The organism is Ruegeria sp. HKCCD7251 (assembly GCF_013031165.1).
In the GTDB taxonomy this organism is placed as follows: Bacteria; Pseudomonadota; Alphaproteobacteria; order Rhodobacterales; family Rhodobacteraceae; genus Ruegeria.
Genome location: NZ_WPZC01000001.1, coordinates 951,661 through 967,861 on the forward strand (window position 1 = coordinate 951,661; position 16,201 = coordinate 967,861).

Annotated in this window: 19 protein-coding genes; 11 read left to right on the forward strand and 8 right to left on the reverse strand. The window is 56.3% G+C overall.

Annotated features, from left to right (window positions below; all coding sequences use genetic code 11):
• Positions 1-7 precede the first annotated feature (7 nt).
• The 3 genes from obgE to GOX75_RS04700 are packed head-to-tail and all read left to right on the forward strand — an operon-like array spanning position 8 to position 3,424.
• Complete coding sequence (gene obgE, locus GOX75_RS04690) at positions 8-1,042, forward strand: GTPase ObgE (RefSeq protein WP_171121421.1); 1,035 nt, start codon at positions 8-10, stop codon at positions 1,040-1,042.
• Complete coding sequence (gene proB, locus GOX75_RS04695) at positions 1,030-2,136, forward strand: glutamate 5-kinase (RefSeq protein ID WP_171121422.1); 1,107 nt, start codon at positions 1,030-1,032, stop codon at positions 2,134-2,136. Before obgE ends, proB begins: the two co-directional genes overlap by 13 nt.
• 25 nt (positions 2,137-2,161) lie before the next feature.
• The gene (locus GOX75_RS04700; protein WP_171121423.1) at positions 2,162-3,424 is read left to right on the forward strand and encodes a glutamate-5-semialdehyde dehydrogenase; all 1,263 of its coding nucleotides are present in this window, start codon (positions 2,162-2,164) and stop codon (positions 3,422-3,424) included.
• Here the strand turns inward: GOX75_RS04700 and GOX75_RS04705 are convergent.
• Entirely contained in the window at positions 3,421-4,017 is a 597-nt protein-coding gene (locus GOX75_RS04705) for a histidine phosphotransferase family protein (protein ID WP_171121424.1), read from the reverse strand. The two genes, GOX75_RS04700 and GOX75_RS04705, sit on opposite strands and share 4 nt — an antisense overlap.
• 43 nt (positions 4,018-4,060) lie before the next feature.
• Here GOX75_RS04705 and GOX75_RS04710 point away from each other — a divergent pair, with 43 nt between their 5' ends.
• The 5 genes from GOX75_RS04710 to tsf all read left to right on the forward strand — a co-directional run bounded on the left by GOX75_RS04710 (position 4,061) and on the right by tsf (position 7,854).
• Positions 4,061-4,243, forward strand: coding sequence for a DUF3553 domain-containing protein (locus GOX75_RS04710; protein ID WP_170388360.1), 183 nt, complete (start codon positions 4,061-4,063; stop codon positions 4,241-4,243).
• A gap of 98 nt (positions 4,244-4,341) precedes the next feature.
• Positions 4,342-5,097 (forward strand): GNAT family N-acetyltransferase, encoded by a 756-nt coding sequence (locus tag GOX75_RS04715; RefSeq protein WP_171121425.1) that lies wholly within the window; start codon positions 4,342-4,344, stop codon positions 5,095-5,097.
• Positions 5,063-5,938: a 1-acyl-sn-glycerol-3-phosphate acyltransferase gene (locus GOX75_RS04720; RefSeq protein ID WP_171121426.1), complete on the forward strand. Its 876-nt coding sequence runs from the start codon at positions 5,063-5,065 to the stop codon at positions 5,936-5,938. The genes GOX75_RS04715 and GOX75_RS04720 overlap by 35 nt, the downstream gene beginning before the upstream one ends.
• A gap of 166 nt (positions 5,939-6,104) precedes the next feature.
• Positions 6,105-6,902 carry a 30S ribosomal protein S2 gene (gene rpsB, locus GOX75_RS04725; RefSeq protein ID WP_171121427.1) on the forward strand — a complete coding sequence of 266 codons (798 nt, stop codon included), beginning with the start codon at positions 6,105-6,107 and terminating at the stop codon, positions 6,900-6,902.
• Positions 6,903-6,978: 76 nt separating this feature from the next.
• Positions 6,979-7,854, forward strand: coding sequence for a translation elongation factor Ts (gene tsf / locus GOX75_RS04730; RefSeq protein ID WP_171121428.1), 876 nt, complete (start codon positions 6,979-6,981; stop codon positions 7,852-7,854).
• Positions 7,855-8,237: 383 nt separating this feature from the next.
• On the opposite strand, the gene GOX75_RS04735 is transcribed toward tsf, so the two are convergent.
• Positions 8,238-8,987 carry a LuxR family transcriptional regulator gene (locus GOX75_RS04735; protein ID WP_171121429.1) on the reverse strand — a complete coding sequence of 250 codons (750 nt, stop codon included), beginning with the start codon at positions 8,985-8,987 and terminating at the stop codon, positions 8,238-8,240.
• Entirely contained in the window at positions 8,984-9,433 is a 450-nt protein-coding gene (gene aroQ / locus GOX75_RS04740; protein WP_171121430.1) for a type II 3-dehydroquinate dehydratase, read from the reverse strand. The genes GOX75_RS04735 and aroQ overlap by 4 nt, the downstream gene beginning before the upstream one ends.
• Positions 9,434-9,515: 82 nt before the next feature.
• On the opposite strand from aroQ, the gene GOX75_RS20225 reads away from it, so the two are divergent.
• Together GOX75_RS20225 and GOX75_RS04745 are read left to right on the forward strand one after the other, a co-directional pair.
• On the forward strand, positions 9,516-9,656 hold the full coding sequence (locus tag GOX75_RS20225) for a hypothetical protein (protein ID WP_217354418.1): 141 nt from the start codon (positions 9,516-9,518) through the stop codon (positions 9,654-9,656).
• Between the two features lie 166 nt (positions 9,657-9,822).
• The gene (locus GOX75_RS04745) at positions 9,823-10,641 is read left to right on the forward strand and encodes an SDR family oxidoreductase (RefSeq protein WP_171121431.1); all 819 of its coding nucleotides are present in this window, start codon (positions 9,823-9,825) and stop codon (positions 10,639-10,641) included.
• Positions 10,642-10,731: 90 nt separating this feature from the next.
• Here the strand turns inward: GOX75_RS04745 and GOX75_RS04750 are convergent, their stop codons facing one another.
• The gene (locus GOX75_RS04750; RefSeq protein ID WP_171121432.1) at positions 10,732-11,337 is read right to left on the reverse strand and encodes a 2-hydroxychromene-2-carboxylate isomerase; all 606 of its coding nucleotides are present in this window, start codon (positions 11,335-11,337) and stop codon (positions 10,732-10,734) included.
• Between the two features lie 246 nt (positions 11,338-11,583).
• Between GOX75_RS04750 and GOX75_RS04755 the strand changes: the two genes are divergently transcribed.
• The gene (locus GOX75_RS04755; protein WP_171121433.1) at positions 11,584-12,453 is read left to right on the forward strand and encodes an acyl-CoA thioesterase II; all 870 of its coding nucleotides are present in this window, start codon (positions 11,584-11,586) and stop codon (positions 12,451-12,453) included.
• Positions 12,454-12,620: 167 nt separating this feature from the next.
• Here the strand turns inward: GOX75_RS04755 and GOX75_RS04760 are convergent, their stop codons facing one another.
• The 4 genes from GOX75_RS04760 to pstB form a co-directional block, all read right to left on the reverse strand.
• Entirely contained in the window at positions 12,621-13,850 is a 1,230-nt protein-coding gene (locus GOX75_RS04760; protein ID WP_171121434.1) for an acyl-CoA dehydrogenase, read from the reverse strand.
• A gap of 123 nt (positions 13,851-13,973) precedes the next feature.
• Positions 13,974-14,663, reverse strand: a complete 690-nt coding sequence (gene phoB / locus GOX75_RS04765; RefSeq protein WP_171121435.1) for a phosphate regulon transcriptional regulator PhoB — start codon at positions 14,661-14,663, stop codon at positions 13,974-13,976.
• Positions 14,664-14,666: 3 nt separating this feature from the next.
• On the reverse strand, positions 14,667-15,377 hold the full coding sequence (phoU, locus tag GOX75_RS04770) for a phosphate signaling complex protein PhoU (RefSeq protein ID WP_171121436.1): 711 nt from the start codon (positions 15,375-15,377) through the stop codon (positions 14,667-14,669).
• 16 nt (positions 15,378-15,393) lie between these two features.
• Positions 15,394-16,191, reverse strand: a complete 798-nt coding sequence (gene pstB, locus GOX75_RS04775) for a phosphate ABC transporter ATP-binding protein PstB (protein WP_171121437.1) — start codon at positions 16,189-16,191, stop codon at positions 15,394-15,396.
• Between the last annotated feature and the right edge of the window lie 10 nt (positions 16,192-16,201).

Below are 16,201 nucleotides of genomic sequence, written 5' to 3' on the forward strand. Positions count from 1 at the left end.
GACAGACATGAAATTTCTCGATCTTGCAAAGGTCTACATCCGGTCCGGGGCCGGTGGGGGCGGCTGCGTCAGTTTCCGGCGCGAAAAATACATTGAATATGGCGGCCCTGATGGCGGCGATGGCGGCAAAGGCGGTTCCGTTTGGGTTGAGGTTGTAGACAGCCTGAACACACTGATCGACTTCCGCTATCAGCAGCATTTCTTTGCCAAGAACGGCCAACCCGGCCGCGGCCAGCAGCGTACCGGCAAGGACGGCGATGATATCGTCCTCCGCGTGCCTGTTGGGACCGAAATTCTGGACGAAGACGAAGAGACCGTGATCTGCGACCTGACCGAGGTCGGGCAGCGCGTGTTGCTGGCCAAGGGTGGCAATGGCGGTTTCGGCAACCTGCATTTCAAGTCGGCCACCAACCAGGCGCCGCGCCGGGCCAATCCGGGGCAGGCAGGGATCGACCGCACCATCTGGTTGCGGCTCAAGCTGATCGCCGATGTCGGTCTGTTGGGGATGCCCAATGCGGGCAAATCGACCTTTCTGGTGGCGACCTCGAACGCACGGCCCAAAATCGCGGATTATCCTTTTACTACTTTGCACCCCAATCTGGGCGTTGTAGCCGTGGATAACGTGGAATTTGTTGTCGCCGACATCCCCGGCCTGATCGAAGGCGCGCATGAGGGGCGCGGCATTGGCGACCGCTTTCTGGGCCATGTCGAACGCTGCGCCGTGTTGCTGCATCTGGTCGATGGCACCTCGGAATCCGTGGCCGAAGATTACCGCACCATCATTCACGAGCTTGAGGCCTATGGCGGAGAACTGGCCGAGAAACCTCGGATCACGGTGCTGAACAAGGTCGACGCACTAGATGACGAAGAACAAGAACTAGCCAAGGCCGAACTGGAAGAAGCGGTGGGCCGCCCCGTCATGGCCATGTCCGGTGTTGCGCATCTGGGCGTGACCGAGGTGCTGCGTGCGTTACGTGCCGAAATTGATGACAACCGCGTGCGCCACAAACCCGCCGAGGAGGCCGCACCTTGGCAACCCTGACGTCGGCGAAACGACTGGTTGTAAAGATCGGGTCCGCCTTGCTGGTGGACCGAAATTCAGGGTTGTTGCGTTCAGATTGGCTGCATTCACTGGCACAGGACGTAGCGTGGCTCAAGGGGCAGGGGACTGACGTCATTTTGGTGTCGTCCGGGTCGATCGCCTTAGGGCGGGGTGTCTTAGGGCTGCCTATGGATGCCCTGCCTCTGGAACAATCACAAGCCGCGGCCGCCGTTGGTCAAATCCGGCTGGCCCGCGCCTATGAAGAGGCGCTGACCCCGCACAATATTACGACAGCACAGGTTCTGGTGACCTTGGAGGATAGCGCCGACCGCCGCCGCTACCTGAACTCACGCGCGACGCTTGAGACATTGCTAAGCCTTGGCGTGGTGCCGATTGTCAACGAGAATGACACGGTCGCAACGGATGAGATCCGGTACGGCGACAATGATCGTCTGGCTGCCCAGATCGCCGTTACAGTCGGTGCAGATCAGTTGATCCTGCTGTCGGACGTGGATGGATTCTATACCGGCAACCCTGTTCAGGATGCCTCGGCCACACGCTATGACGTGATCGAGGAAATCACGCCAGAGATTGAAGAAATGGCGGGTGACGCCGGTTCGGGCCTGTCCAAGGGTGGGATGAAAACCAAATTGCTGGCGGCTAAGATGGCGACGGCGGCAGGTTGCGATATGGCAATCACCGAAGGTTCACCACTGAACCCACTGAAAACACTCGAAAATGGTGCCAATTGCACATGGTTCACCGCAACGGTCGATCCGCACGCGGCGCGCAAACGCTGGATTTCGGCCATGAAACCGCGTGGTGAAATCGTGGTTGATGCGGGCGCGGCGAGGGCCCTTGGCAATGGCAAAAGCCTGCTGCCAGCGGGTATCGTCGAAGTGACCGGAGATTTCGGGCGCGGCGATCCTGTGGCAATCATCGACCCACAGGCGCGGCGGTTGGCCCAAGGACTCAGCCGCTATACCGCGCAAGAGGCGGACGCAATCAAGGGCCGCAAGTCGTCAGAGATCGAAGCCACGCTGGGCTATCCCGGCCGCGCTGTTCTCATCCACCGGGACGACCTGGCGCTATGAAAAACACACGAGAAAGGCACCTGAGATGAAGGATTTTGACAGCATTCCCGCCCTGATGGCTGATCTCGGTGCACGGGCGAAGGCCGCTTCGTCCGAACTGGCCTTTGCCAGTGCCGAGCGTAAGCACGCCGCCCTGATCGCGGCGGCCGATGCAGTATGGGCACGTCGCGCAGAGATCGTCGAAGCCAACAAGAAAGACCTCGAGTTCGGGCGCGAAAAGGGCCTGAGCCCGGCCATGATGGATCGTCTGATGCTGGACGAAGCCCGTGTGCAAGGTATGGTCGATGGGCTGCTAACCGTGGCTGATCAGGCTGACCCAGTCGGTGAGGTTCTTTCCGAATGGGACATGGCGTCCGGCCTCAACATTCAGCGCGTGCGTACACCGCTCGGCGTCATTGGCGTCATCTATGAAAGTCGCCCGAACGTGACGGCGGATGCCGGTGCCTTGTGCCTGAAATCAGGGAATGCCGTGATCCTGCGCGGCGGGTCCGAGAGCTTTCACTCTTCGAGCGCGATCCATGCCTGCCTGGTCGAAGGATTGAAGGCCGCGAACCTGCCCGAAGACGCTATTCAGTTAGTCCCCACACGGGATAGGGCGGCCGTTCAGGAATTGTTGCGAATGACCGACTATGTCGACGTCATTATCCCGCGCGGTGGCAAAGGTCTGGTTGGGTTGGTGCAACGCGAAGCCCGCGTACCGGTCTTTGCGCATCTCGAAGGGATCGTGCACATCTATATCGACAAAGCTGCGGACCCGGCCAAAACGCTCGACGTGGTGCTGAACGCCAAGACCCGCCGGACGGGGATATGCGGTGCTGCCGAATGCCTGCTGATCCATCAGGATGTGGCCGAGACGCTGGGCCACGATGTCATCGCCGCCTTGCTGGCCACCGGGGTCGAGGTTCATGCCGAGGGCGCCTTGGCCGTCGAAGGCACGCAAGCCGCCAGCGATGAAGACTGGGGAAAGGAATTCCTCGATAGTATCATCGCCGCCAAGCCCGTCGCGGATATCGACGCGGCCATCGCGCATATCCGTCAGTACGGCTCGAACCATACCGACTGCATCATGACCGAAGATACGCAGGCCGCTGCCCGGTTCTTTGAACGCCTCGACAGCGCGATCCTGATGCACAACGCCTCGACCCAATTTGCTGATGGCGGTGAGTTTGGGATGGGCGCCGAGATCGGGATCGCCACCGGTAAAATGCACGCACGCGGGCCGGTGGGGGCGGCTCAGTTGACCAGTTTCAAATATCTGGTGCGCGGCAACGGCACCGTCCGCAGTTAGAACCGGATCACAATTCGGGTTGCAGTGGTCTCTACAGCAACCCGTCGCCCCATTGCAGCGGCCGCATCCGGAAGAAGGGCGAACTGAACCTGCGCCGGGGTCACTTTGTCTACAAAACGGCCCGTCGGGAGGTTTTTCCAAAGGCCACCATCAAGGTTGAGCCTGTCGGCAACGCCTGTGATGACCCAGTTTAGCCCGTCATTTTGCACGTTGACCTCTCCGCCCAGTGGCATCGCGCTTTCGCAGCACATCATCGCCAGAAACGCCAGTTTGACCTGATTGCGCGGAACGGCTTCGGTCAGATGCCAGCTCACGCGCACCCGACCTGCCTTTTCCACATCGTTCAAAAGCTCGGCGACTTCAGCCCGGCCAAGGGGCTGATCACTTGTGGATCCGAAGGCCACGCGAAAGAACCTTATCCGCGCCCCAGCGCTGCCCACGCTGCCCGCGATCAGTTCCATCTCTGGACCTTGCGTGCCGCCAACCATCTCCAGCAGTTCCAGCCCGTTGGTGATCGCGCCAATTGGGCTGATCAGGTCGTGGCAGATCCGCGAGCCGATCAGTTCGGCCAGGTTGACGTCTGTAGCGCTCATGCGTACCTCCTGCTGTATCTGCCACCGGACCCGGAGCCCAGTCATGTCAGACCTCAATGCCATTCTTGCACCGGGCATGTATGTCCGCCACCCCGATTTCCCCGATTGGGGCATTGGACAGGTGCAGTCCAACATCGGTGGCAAAATCACCGTTAACTTCCGCGAGCAGGGGAAAGTGGTGATTGACGGATCGCGCATCGCCCTGATGCCTGTCTTTGATCCGTGAAACTGGTTTAGGAAAGGTTAACGTCCGGTCGGTCTTACCCTATGTTGCCATCCCCCCGAAACCTGCGGTATCAGCGCTGAAACAACACGGAACATCAGATGCCGGACGCGGGCCCATCCTTCACCGTCAAACTTGCCGAGACAGAGGCCGAACTGCGCGCTGCGCAGCGCCTTCGATATGACGTGTTCGTGCGGGAGCTGGGCGGCGGCGGAGAGATGGTCGACCACGAGGCTGGGCTTGAGCGGGATCGCTTCGATCCCTATTTCGATCACATGCTAGCCATCGACGACCAGACCGGCGAAACTGTGGGTGTTTACAGGCTGTTGCCGGGCGAACGTGCCGCAGAGTTGGGTCAATTCTATTCCGAAGACGAATATGATCTGACCGTCCTGAGAGACAGCGGCCGTAGGCTGTTGGAACTGGGCCGTTCCTGCTTGCACCCCAACTATCGGGGCAGTACGGCGATGTACCATCTGTGGAATGGTCTGGCGAGGTATGTGTCAGAACGACAGATCGAAGTTCTGTTCGGCGTTGCCAGCTTTCACGGCACCGATGTGCAGGCTTTGGCGCAGCCTCTGTCCATGCTGCATCACAACCATCTTGCCCCACCGGACTTAAGGGTCCGGGCGCAACCTGACGTGTTTCAGTCTATGAATATCGTCGACGCGGACGCGTTGGATCGTCGCGCGGCCATGGTGCGAGTGCCCGCCCTAATCAAAGCCTATTTGCGACTGGGCGGGTTCGTGGGCGAGGGGGCGTTTATCGACCACACCTTTAACACAACGGATGTGTGCCTGATCCTCGACACGGCGCGCATGAATGAACGCCAACGGCGAATTTATAGCGGAGCATGAAGCGTTGAGTGAATCGTCCTGGCACAGCGAAGATGCCCCTGACCCCATCGAACTTGGCGTTTCGGGCTGGGCGCTTGCCATCCTGCGGGGTGTACCGTTGGTTGTGTTGCTGCTTGGCGGCCTTGCCATCCTTCTCGTCCTGCGTCTGATCGAAATCCCCTTTTTCGGGCTACGTCGCCCAGTGACTCCGTTCATTACGCAATTCGTCTGTCGAAATGCCCTGCGTATTCTCGGCATCGGGTTCAAAGGGTCCGGTGAATTGATGACGCAGCGCGGAGCGGTTGTCGCAAACCACTCATCCTGGCTGGACATTTTTTCGCTGAACGCGCGCAAAAGAGTATACTTTGTGTCGAAGGCAGAGGTCGCCAAATGGCCCGGCATCGGTTGGCTGGCCCGCGCAACTGGCACGGTTTTCATCGAAAGAAACCGCAAAAAGGCGCGCGAACAGACGCTTCTTTTTCAAGAGCGTTTGACCGCCGGTCACAAATTGCTGTTCTTCCCCGAGGGCACATCGACGGACGGGTTGCGCGTTTTACCATTTAAAACAACGCTCTTTGCGGCGTTCTTCACAGATGAACTACGTGACTTCATGTACGTACAGCCGGTTTCGGTGATCTATCACGCGCCCCGAGGGGAGCCAGACAGGTTTTACGGATGGTGGGGCGACATGGACTTCGGACCGCATCTGCTGAAAACACTCGGGGCGCGGCGGCAAGGGTCTATCGAATTGATTTACCACACACCCGCTAAGGTCAGCGACTTCGCCAACCGCAAAGAACTGGCTGCGCATTGCGAAGCGGCGGTTCGTCACGCACACAGTCTGGCGCAGCTTGAAAAATAAGGGCAAAAGCCTCTTGCGCTGCTACTAAAGCTGCCGTATACGCGCGCCATTCAAACCCGCAGGCGGGGTTTGGGCTTTTTGAGGGAGACATCCTCATCAGGACCGCCGGTTGGAGCATCCGCTTCTTTCACCCCCGCCAAGGCGTAAACCGGAAAAGGAAAATAGCATGGCTCTTCCCGAGTTCACCATGCGTCAGCTGTTGGAAGCTGGCGTTCACTTTGGTCACCAGACACAGCGTTGGAATCCCCGCATGGGCCCGTTCATCTACGGCTCGCGCAATGGCATCCACATCATGGACCTGACCCAGACCGTTCCGATGCTGGATCAGGCGCTGCAGGCCGTTCGTGACACCGTTGCAAAAGGCGGCCGTGTTCTGTTCGTTGGTACCAAGCGTCAAGCCGCTGGCCCGATCGCTGAAGCGGCTGAAAAGTCGGCTCAGTACTACATGAACCACCGCTGGTTGGGTGGCACGCTGACCAACTGGAAAACCGTTTCCCAGTCGATCAATCGTCTGAACCAGATCGACGAAGCGATGGAATCCGGTGCCGAAGGCCTGACCAAGAAAGAGCGTCTGGGCATGGAGCGTGACCAAGCTAAGCTGCAGGCTTCGCTGGGCGGTATACGCGAAATGGGCGGGGTTCCTGACCTGCTGTTCGTCATCGACGTCAAAAAAGAAGCACTGGCCATCGCCGAAGCCAACAAGCTGGGTATCCCGGTTGTGGCTGTTGTCGACACCAACTGCTCGCCCGACGGCGTGGACTACATCATCCCCGGAAACGACGACGCAGCCCGCGCAATCGGCCTGTACTGTGACCTGGCCGCACGTGCAGCTCTGGACGGTATGACCGCTCAGATGGGTGCCGCAGGCGTTGACCTGGGCGCGTTCGAAGAAGCTCCGGTTGAAGAAGCCGTTGCGGAAGAAGCTCCCGCAGAAGCCGACGCAGAAACCCCTGCCGAAGCGTAAGCTGCCCGTCACGTAAATGACATATGGGGCAGGGTATGACCTGCCCCAATTCCGTTTGAATTGAGGAGAGCCAAAAATGGCAATCACAGCAGCAATGGTAAAAGAACTGCGCGACTCGACCGGCGCAGGCATGATGGACGCGAAAAAAGCGCTGACCGAAACCGGCGGCAACATGGATGAGGCCGTTGATTGGCTGCGCACCAAAGGTCTGGCCAAGGCGGCCAAGAAATCGGGCCGTACCGCAGCCGAAGGTCTGGTTGCTGTTCACGTTGACGGCGGCAATGGTGTCGCTGTCGAAGTGAACTCGGAAACCGACTTCGTTGCGAAGAACGCCGAGTTCCAGGAAATGGTTGGCAAGATCGCTTATGCGGCTGAAGGCGTTGCTGATGTTGACGCACTGCTGGCGGCTGACCTGGGTGGTAAGACCGTTGCAGACACACTGACCGACAAGATCGCCACCATCGGCGAAAACATGTCGGTTCGCCGCATGGCCAAGCTGTCGGGCGACACTGTTGTGTCTTATGTCCACAACGCGGCCACCAACGGCATGGGCAAGATCGGCGTTCTGGTCGCTTTGACCGGTGGCGACGAAGCGATCGGCAAGCAGGTTGCGATGCACATCGCGGCTGTGAACCCTGCAGCTCTGTCCGAAGCCGATATGGATCCGGCGGTTGTCGAGAAGGAAAAGCAGGTTCAGATGGACATCGCCCGCGAATCCGGCAAGCCGGAGCAGGTGATCGAGAAGATGATCGAAGGCCGCATGAAGAAGTTCGTGGCGGAATCGACTCTGCTGAACCAGCAATTCGTTGTGAACCCCGACCTGACCGTTGAAGCAGCGGCCAAAGAGGCGGGCGCAACCATCACCGGCTTCATCCGTTTGGAAGTTGGCGAAGGCATCGTTGTCGAAAAAGAAGACTTCGCAGCCGAAGTTGCCAAAGCCGCTCAGGGCTAAATTTGATCTCAGGACCTGCTTTGGGGTTCTGAGATAACTGCAAAGGCCGGTTACGCATTGCGTGGCCGGCCTTTTGCTTGCGCAAATAAAAAAGGACACCGAAGTGTCCTGTGCTCATTGGTTAGAATGAGGGGCCCCGCATGATGGGGATGGTCGAGGCCCCCCACAATTTCCGACATAGTTGCGTTGACGAATAGACGCCCCTTTGCCAGAGCGATCAGAGCGCTTTGTTATTGCAAAGATCCGACCAAATGTTCCCAGGCTAAAGCCACCACTCACGGAACAATATCACTTTGCAACCAAACGCTCAGATTCGGGAAGTCATGTTTTCCTTACCTAGGGTAAATTGACGCAGAGAAGCGTCAATAACTCAGCGATTTTGCCTACATAATAAACATTTGGTTCTGCAACGACGCTTTGAGAACAGCCTGAGCCGTCGTCTCCACGGCAAGCGACTCGCGTGCAAGCCTGAGATGCTTTTCGACAGTCGCTGCGGTCAGCCCCATCAGCAGGGCAATGTCCTGCGTCGTTTTACCGTCACCCACCCATTCCAGAGCTTCGCGCTGCCGCTTAGTCAGCGCGCGGTTGGGGGCATTGTAGGGCAGGGTCAAAATCTTGAGATGCGCGACATTGTTCATCAACAAAATGTCTTCGCCATGCTCGGCCCATACCTCATCAACTTCTTCCTGTGTGCGCGAGCCGCAGCCAGAAAGAGAGATTGCACCCTTCGAGCGCATAGATACAGAATTGAAGCTGACCGTATAACCTGCCGCAACACCCTTGGAACGATTGAACTCAATAACCTTGCGCTCAAGCTCTGTAAGCGTGCCGTCCTCCATCATGTCCTGAGTAATTTTCCAACTACCGGCGCCTTCGTTCTGCAGTGCCCATTTCAGCATCGGAGCGTTGAAATACAGACCATCCCGCAGGAATCCGTCCAGATAATCCCTGCCATGGTTGGTCAGGATCACAAAGTCTTCGGGATCACCCAGCGAGGTTTCAGTTCTATAGCGCGTGAACCCATAGAGCAGGCGATCGAAACCATACTCGGCCATTTGCCTGCAATGAGCGTCCCAAAGCTCCTCCAGCGTTTTTGTATAGCTGAGAAAATGGAGATACTCTGTTAGCTTCATGTAGAAGCCCTTGCGTTCAAATGGGCAGACAATGCATCCAGCGCCAATATATAGCTCTGCGGTCCAAACCCGCAAATTTGCCCGATTGCCACACGCGCAATGTACGAGTTGTGCCGAAAGCTTTCGCGCGCATGGATATTGGACAGGTGTACTTCGACAACAGGCAACTCAACTGATGCGATGGCATCCATCAACGCGATCGACGTATGCGTATACGCTCCAGCGTTCAGAACGATTCCGTGCTGGGTGCCCTTGGCAACGTGAATTGCATCAATAAGCTGACCTTCATGATTGGATTGGAAATGCGATACGTCCAAACCGACAGAATTGCCGTGTTTCACACACAAGCTTTCAATCATTTCAAGCGTGGTGCTACCGTAAACCTTAGGCTGACGCGTGCCCAGAAGATTTAGGTTCGGACCGTTTAAAATCAGAGCTTTGTGCATTATCTCACTGTTCCTGTTTACAAGTTCATAAACGCGAAAAGGTAGGAATGTCCACCGCCTGCAATTTTTCGAACATAAGGGAATGGCCCTTCCCACACAGTTCCATGGAGCGGCTGTTCGCCTTCCCGAGCCGCGCGCCACGACGAAAACCGCTTTACCCAAGATGCGACTGTCCGCCGGTGTCAGCGAAACCAAGATCACGCTCCTTCAGGCGCGACGTTGAGTAATGCTTGCATGTCGTCCCCGTTATCCCTGTTATCCAATCAGAAAGAACACTGGCGTCACCGCAATAAACATCACGATCCCGGCCAAGCGCACCTTCAAATTGCAGTTGCGCGCCGGATCGCGGCAGTCTTTGCACGCCAACCAAAGCTCGGAGGAGAAAGATCATGACCCCAGAAACGTTGTTCTCAATGAACGGCAAAACTGCGCTTGTGACAGGTGGCGCGACTGGAATTGGGCGCATGGCCGCCGAAGCCTTGGTTAGGGCAGGGGCCCATGTTCTGATCGCCTCGCGAAACCGCGATGCCTGCGAAGCCGTGGCAGAGGAGTTGAATGCCCTGGATGCCCCGGGCAGCGCCGAAGGGTTCGGAGGCGACGTCGGTACCAAAGAGGGTATCGATGACATGGTGTCCGAGGTTGGGAAGCGGACGAAAAGACTCGACATCCTTATGAACAATGCGGGCGTTACTTGGGGCGCGCCGATGGGGCAGTTTCCCTACGAAGCCTGGGACAAAGTGATGTCTGTAAACGTCGCCGGGATCTTTGACCTGAGCCAAAAACTGTTGCCAATGTTGATGAAGTCCGGCACGCCCGATGATCCTGCTCGCGTGGTCAACGTCGGATCCGTGATGGGAGAGGTCCCAATGGGGGACGGTGCCTATAGCTACTCGGCATCGAAGGCGGCGGTCCTGCACCTGACAAAGATCATGGCAAAGGAACTGTCACCATACAATGTCACCGTGAACGCGTTGGCCCCGGGGCCGTTTGTTTCCCGAATGACAGCGTTCGCGACTGCAGACGAGGACGTAAGGGCCAAAGTAGGGAAATCCGTTCCGCTTGGCCGGGTCGGCAGCGAAGAAGACATCGCCGGTTGTATGCTGTTTCTCTGCGGGCGCGGCGGCAGCTATGTAACCGGAGCCGTCATTCCGGTTTCAGGCGGCATTAACGTGGTGACCGCTGGAAACATCTTCGCTGAGGCCCTCTAAGACTATGTTGCGGTAGATGCCGAAGTTTCCGAGCCTTTAAACTGACTAACAGTTTGAGCTTACGCACTTCGGGCAACGGGCGACAGTTAATCACGACGGACCGGACAGCTCTAGTTCAAGGTTGCCAAGGCTGTTCTTTCCAAAGAACATCTCAGACCCAACAAAGAACGTCGGCACACCGAATACACCCTTTCTTACAGCAGCTTTTGTCTGATCCTTAAGCTGCTGTTTGACCTCGACACTTGTCATCGCCTCGCGAAGCTTGCGAACAGGCAATTCGTTTTCCTGTAGGATATCCATCAAAACGCCAAGCTCATCAACCTTTTGGCCATGCACCCAAATCGCGTCAAATATGGCATCTACATATTTGTTTTCCCATGATTTTCCCTTGGCATAAACTGCACCCCGCATGGCAAATTTCGTGTTTACGGGAAAGTGCGGGCTCATGTGGAAACTCAAACCGCGACGTCTGGCAAAACGGTGCAGGTCATGCGTGAGGTAAGCGCTTTTCTGCCGGATGTCAGAAAAGGCCTGAAACGGGCTTTGGTTATTCGTGGCCTTGAAAACTGTTGCCAACAACACTGGCACCAAGTCAATTTCAACGTCGTGTCTGTCGGCCAACTCAGGCAGTATCTTATGCGCAAGAAACGCATTTGGACTGCAAAAATCATAAATAAAATCTATGGCTTGCGACATGTTCTTCCTCCTGAAGGAATATGGCTAATACGCACTCACCACAAGCAAATGATTCTCCAACTGCTAACAGTTTAACAGACTGATGCCCTTAAAGTGCGACAGCAGGCGAATTCCGCCGATTTCCTGCCGATCTGCTTAGTGATGCCTCATGAAATCGAATCTCCCTACGGCATTCAGTCAGGGCAATGATTGAACGAAACGGGCTAGACTGTTACGCCATGTCTTAAATCCAACTGGAGACCCCGTATGACCGAGGCAGAACGTATTCTCATAGACCTTTTGAACCTCGAAAGATTGGAAGTTGACCTTTATCGGGGCGTAGGGTCAGGCGGCGAAACATCCACACGGATATTCGGCGGGCAGGTGGTTGCCCAGGCGCTTTCCGCCGCGTATCGCACAGTGGACGAACGGCTGTGCCATTCCTTACATGCATATTTTATTCGACCTGGCGATCCATCAGTACCTGTTATTTATCAAGTTGATAGAGCCCGAGATGGAGGTTCATTCACAACGCGCCGGGTCGTTGCAATTCAACACGGAAAGCAAATCCTGAACATGTCCGCATCGTTTCATGTGCGCGACGAAGGCTGGGATCATCAGCATGATATGCCGCAACTGGAAAAGCCGGAAAATTATCCAGCACGCACAGAGCTAAAGGAAAAATACCTGAGCGCGCTTCCGGAACGATTGCATGGCGAACTGATGCGTGAACGTCCAATTGAAGTGCGAGAAGTCAACCATGTGCATCCTTTGAAACCAGAGAAAACAGACGATCGCAACCAAATGTGGATGCGCATGAATGCCGCAAAGCAAGCAGATGAAAGAACGCAACAATTACTACTGACCTATGCGTCCGACATGAGCCTGTTGAGTTCTGGGATGCGACCACATGGGCTGAGCTGGTTCACAGGCGAAGTTAATGGCGCAAGCCTTGACCACGCCATGTGGTTTCACGCTCCGGTGCGGTTCGAGAACTGGCACTTATACTCAATGGATTCCCCGTGGACCGGACGAGGCCGGAATTTTAATCGAGGCTCAATCTATTCCGAAGACGGAATCCTGGTGGCATCGGTTGCTCAGGAAGGGTTAATGCGGAAAGTCCAAAGGAGCTCGTAAGATTCTGTTTTAACATCAAATTTCCAAGGCAAATGCTGTTTGTACGGCTGTTTTCTAACGCCGCATATTCACAATTTAACCATAATACCGATTATGCGAACAATCATTGCAGCCCCACAATGAAAAATCGCAGGACTTCCATCCTGCGATTCAACAGTAAAATCCCCTTAGTAAAACGCCTGCAATCCGGTTTGCGCGCGTCCGAGGATCAAGGCATGCACGTCATGCGTTCCTTCATAGGTGTTTACCGTCTCAAGGTTGACCATGTGGCGGATCACCTGGAATTCCAGAGAAATCCCGTTGCCGCCATGCATGTCGCGGGCCATGCGTGCGATTTCAAGCGCCTTACCACAGTTGTTGCGCTTGACGATCGAAATCATCTCAGGCGCTGCTTCGGCCTGATCCATCAGACGACCGACACGCAGACTGCCCTGCAACCCCAACGCAATCTCGGTCTGCATGTCAGCTAGCTTGCGTTGGAACAACTGTGTTTGGGCCAAAGGTTTGTCGAATTGCTTTCGGTCCAAGCCGTATTGACGTGCGCCATGCCAACAAGCCTCGGCTGCGCCCATGACGCCCCAGCTAATTCCATAGCGTGCGCGATTCAGACAGCCAAACGGGCCTTTCAAACCTTGCACATGCGGTAACAAAGCATCGTCGCCCACTTCGACACCATCCAGAACGATCTCACCAGTGATCGACGCACGCAAGCTCATCTTGTTTTGAATTTTCGGAGCACTCAGCCCCTTGAGGCCTTTTTCCAGAACGAACCCACGAATTTTACCGTCATGCGCATCCGACTTGGCCCAGATCACGAAGACATCCGAAATCGGAGAGTTCGAAATCCACATTTTGCTGCCGGTCAGCCGATAGCCGCCGTCAATCTTTTCGGCACGGGTTTTCATACCGGCCGGGTCTGAACCAGCATCCGGTTCGGTCAGCCCGAAACACCCAATCCATTCACCGCTGGCAAGTTTGGGCAGATATTTCCGGCGTTGTTCTTCGCTGCCATAGGCATAGATCGGGTACATCACCAATGAGCTTTGAACCGACATCATCGAACGATAACCAGAGTCCACGCGCTCTACTTCACGGGCGACCAAACCATAGGAAACGTATCCCCCGCCCAAGCCACCGTATTCTTCAGGGATCGTTGTCCCCAACAGGCCCATTTCACCCATTTCCCGAAAGATCTCGGGGTCGGTTTCTTCGTTCTGAAAGGCGTCGGTGGCTCGGGGCTGCAGCTTTTCCTGCGCATAAGCCCGCGCGCTGTCGGAAATCATCCGCTCGTCTTCCGTCAACTGATCAGACAGACGGAATGGATCGTCCCAGGCGAATTGCCCCAAGTCCGGTGCATCTTTGGCGCGCAAGGTGGGCTTCGTATTGGGGGCGTTCATGGTGTGTCTCCGCTCAAATATCTGGGCGCAAACTAACCTGTCAGCCTTTCAAATGACAGTAAGAGATTCGCAACCAACCATGAGTTTTTCTCATGGTCGATTACGCGTGTCCCCTGCCCGGCTTTACCCCAGAGCGTAACCTGCACCGCGTACGGTGCGAACAGGATCTTCGCCACCATGTTGGGTCAATGCTTTGCGCAACCGTCCGATATGCACATCTACCGTCCGTGTATCGACATAGATATCGCGGCCCCACACGCGGTCCAATAGCTGCTCACGGCTCCAAACACGCCCCGGCTTTTCCATGAACGTGCTCAGAAGACGGAATTCTGTCGGGCCAAGCTTCAGAGGTTTACTGTCTCGGCTGACCTTATGTGTTTCGGAATCCAGTATGATATCACCGAACTCCAGCCTAATGCCCACTGTTGCAGGCCGTACGCGCCGCAGTTGAGTTCTGACCCGGGCCATCAGTTCGACAACCGAATATGGCTTGACCACATAGTCATCCGCTCCGGTTTCCAGACCGCGCACCTTGTCGACCTCTTCCGTGCGAGCAGACAGCATAATGATCGGAATGGAACGCGTATCGGGCCTTGATTTTAGCCTGCGGCAAACCTCGATCCCGCTGAGATTTGGCATCATCCAGTCCAGAACGATGATGTCCGGACTGTCCTCATCGACCAAAAGCAGGGCCTCGTCCCCGTTCTCGGCCTTGGCCACCCGAAACCCCTCGGCCTCAAGGTTGTACGCCAGCACCTCACGCTGTGCCAGCTCATCTTCGACCACAAGAACGGTGGGTTGGTCGGCGGACATGTGTCAGATCTCCTGCGGGGTGTGCGACGTGATATCGGCCTTGGGTCGCGCCTCGGCGGGGCGTTCACCCGTGACAAGATAGACAACCTGTTCGGCAATGGCGGTGACGTGGTCGCCCATGCGTTCGATGTTCTTGGCAATGAAATGCAAGTGCATACAGGAAGAAATGTTGCGCGGGTCTTCGGCCATGAAGGTCAGAAACTCGCGGAAGAGGCCGTTATACATTTGGTCCACCTCTTCATCACGGTTGATGACATCGGTGGCCAGTTCGGCGTCACGTTGGATATAAGCGTCCAAAGCATCACGCAGCATATGTTCAACCTCGCGGGCCATACGGCGAAGGGCCGCAGCGCTGCCGTTGATCTCACCCGCATTGACCAGAACCGTAGTGCGCTTGGCGATGTTCTTGGCATAGTCCCCAATACGTTCCAGGTTGCCTGAAACCTTTAGCACCGACAGCACCAGACGCAGATCACTGGCCGTTGGCGCACGCAAGGCGATAAGACGCGCAGTTTCTTCGTCGATCAGCTCTTCCAGCGCGTCGATGGCCTTGTCGCCTGCGCGGACCTGCTGGGCCAGCTCTTCATCTCGTGATTCCAGCGAGCGAGCGGCGCCCATGATGGCAGCCTCAACCAGACCGCCCATTTTCATGATGTGGGCCTGAATCGCTTCGAGATCGCGGTCGAAAGCGGATGCAATATGTTGTTCAGTCATGATCTGATACCTGTCCTCAACCGATCCGGCCGGTGATGTAGCTTTCGGTGCGGGGATCTTCGGGGTTGGTGAAGATCTGGCCTGTCTCGCCAAATTCGACGAGGTTGCCGAGGTGGAAGAATGCGGTTTTCTGGCTGACCCGCGCAGCCTGCTGCATCGAGTGGGTCACGATCACCACCGAATAGCGCGAGCGCAACTCGTCAATCAGTTCCTCGACCTGTGCGGTTGCAATTGGATCAAGGGCCGAGCACGGCTCATCCATCAGAAGGACTTCCGGTGCAGTCGCAATGGCGCGTGCGATGCACAGACGCTGCTGCTGACCACCGGATAGGCCGGTGCCGGGGGCATCCAGACGATCCTTGACCTCATCCCAGATCGCACCACGGCGTAGGGATTTTTCAACGATTTCGTCCAGTTCCGCCTTGTTCTTGGCAAGGCCGTGAATGCGTGGGCCATAGGCCACGTTGTCATAGATTGACTTGGGGAACGGGTTCGGCTTCTGGAACACCATACCCACTTTGGCGCGCAGCTGCACCGGATCAACGCGCTTGTCATAGATATCTTCACCATCCAGCAGGATGTCGCCCTCAACCCGGCAGATGTCGATCGTGTCGTTCATCCGATTCAGACAGCGCAGAAAAGTGGACTTGCCGCAACCCGACGGGCCAATGAACGCAGTCACAGTTTTTTCTTCAATCTCAACGTTCACGTCCTTGATGGCGTGAGTGTCGCCGTAATAGACCTGAACCTTGTTCGCGGCGATCTTGATAGCTTTGGAGTCCACGGCTCTCTCCACTCGTGTCATATCGTTCATAATTAGCCCC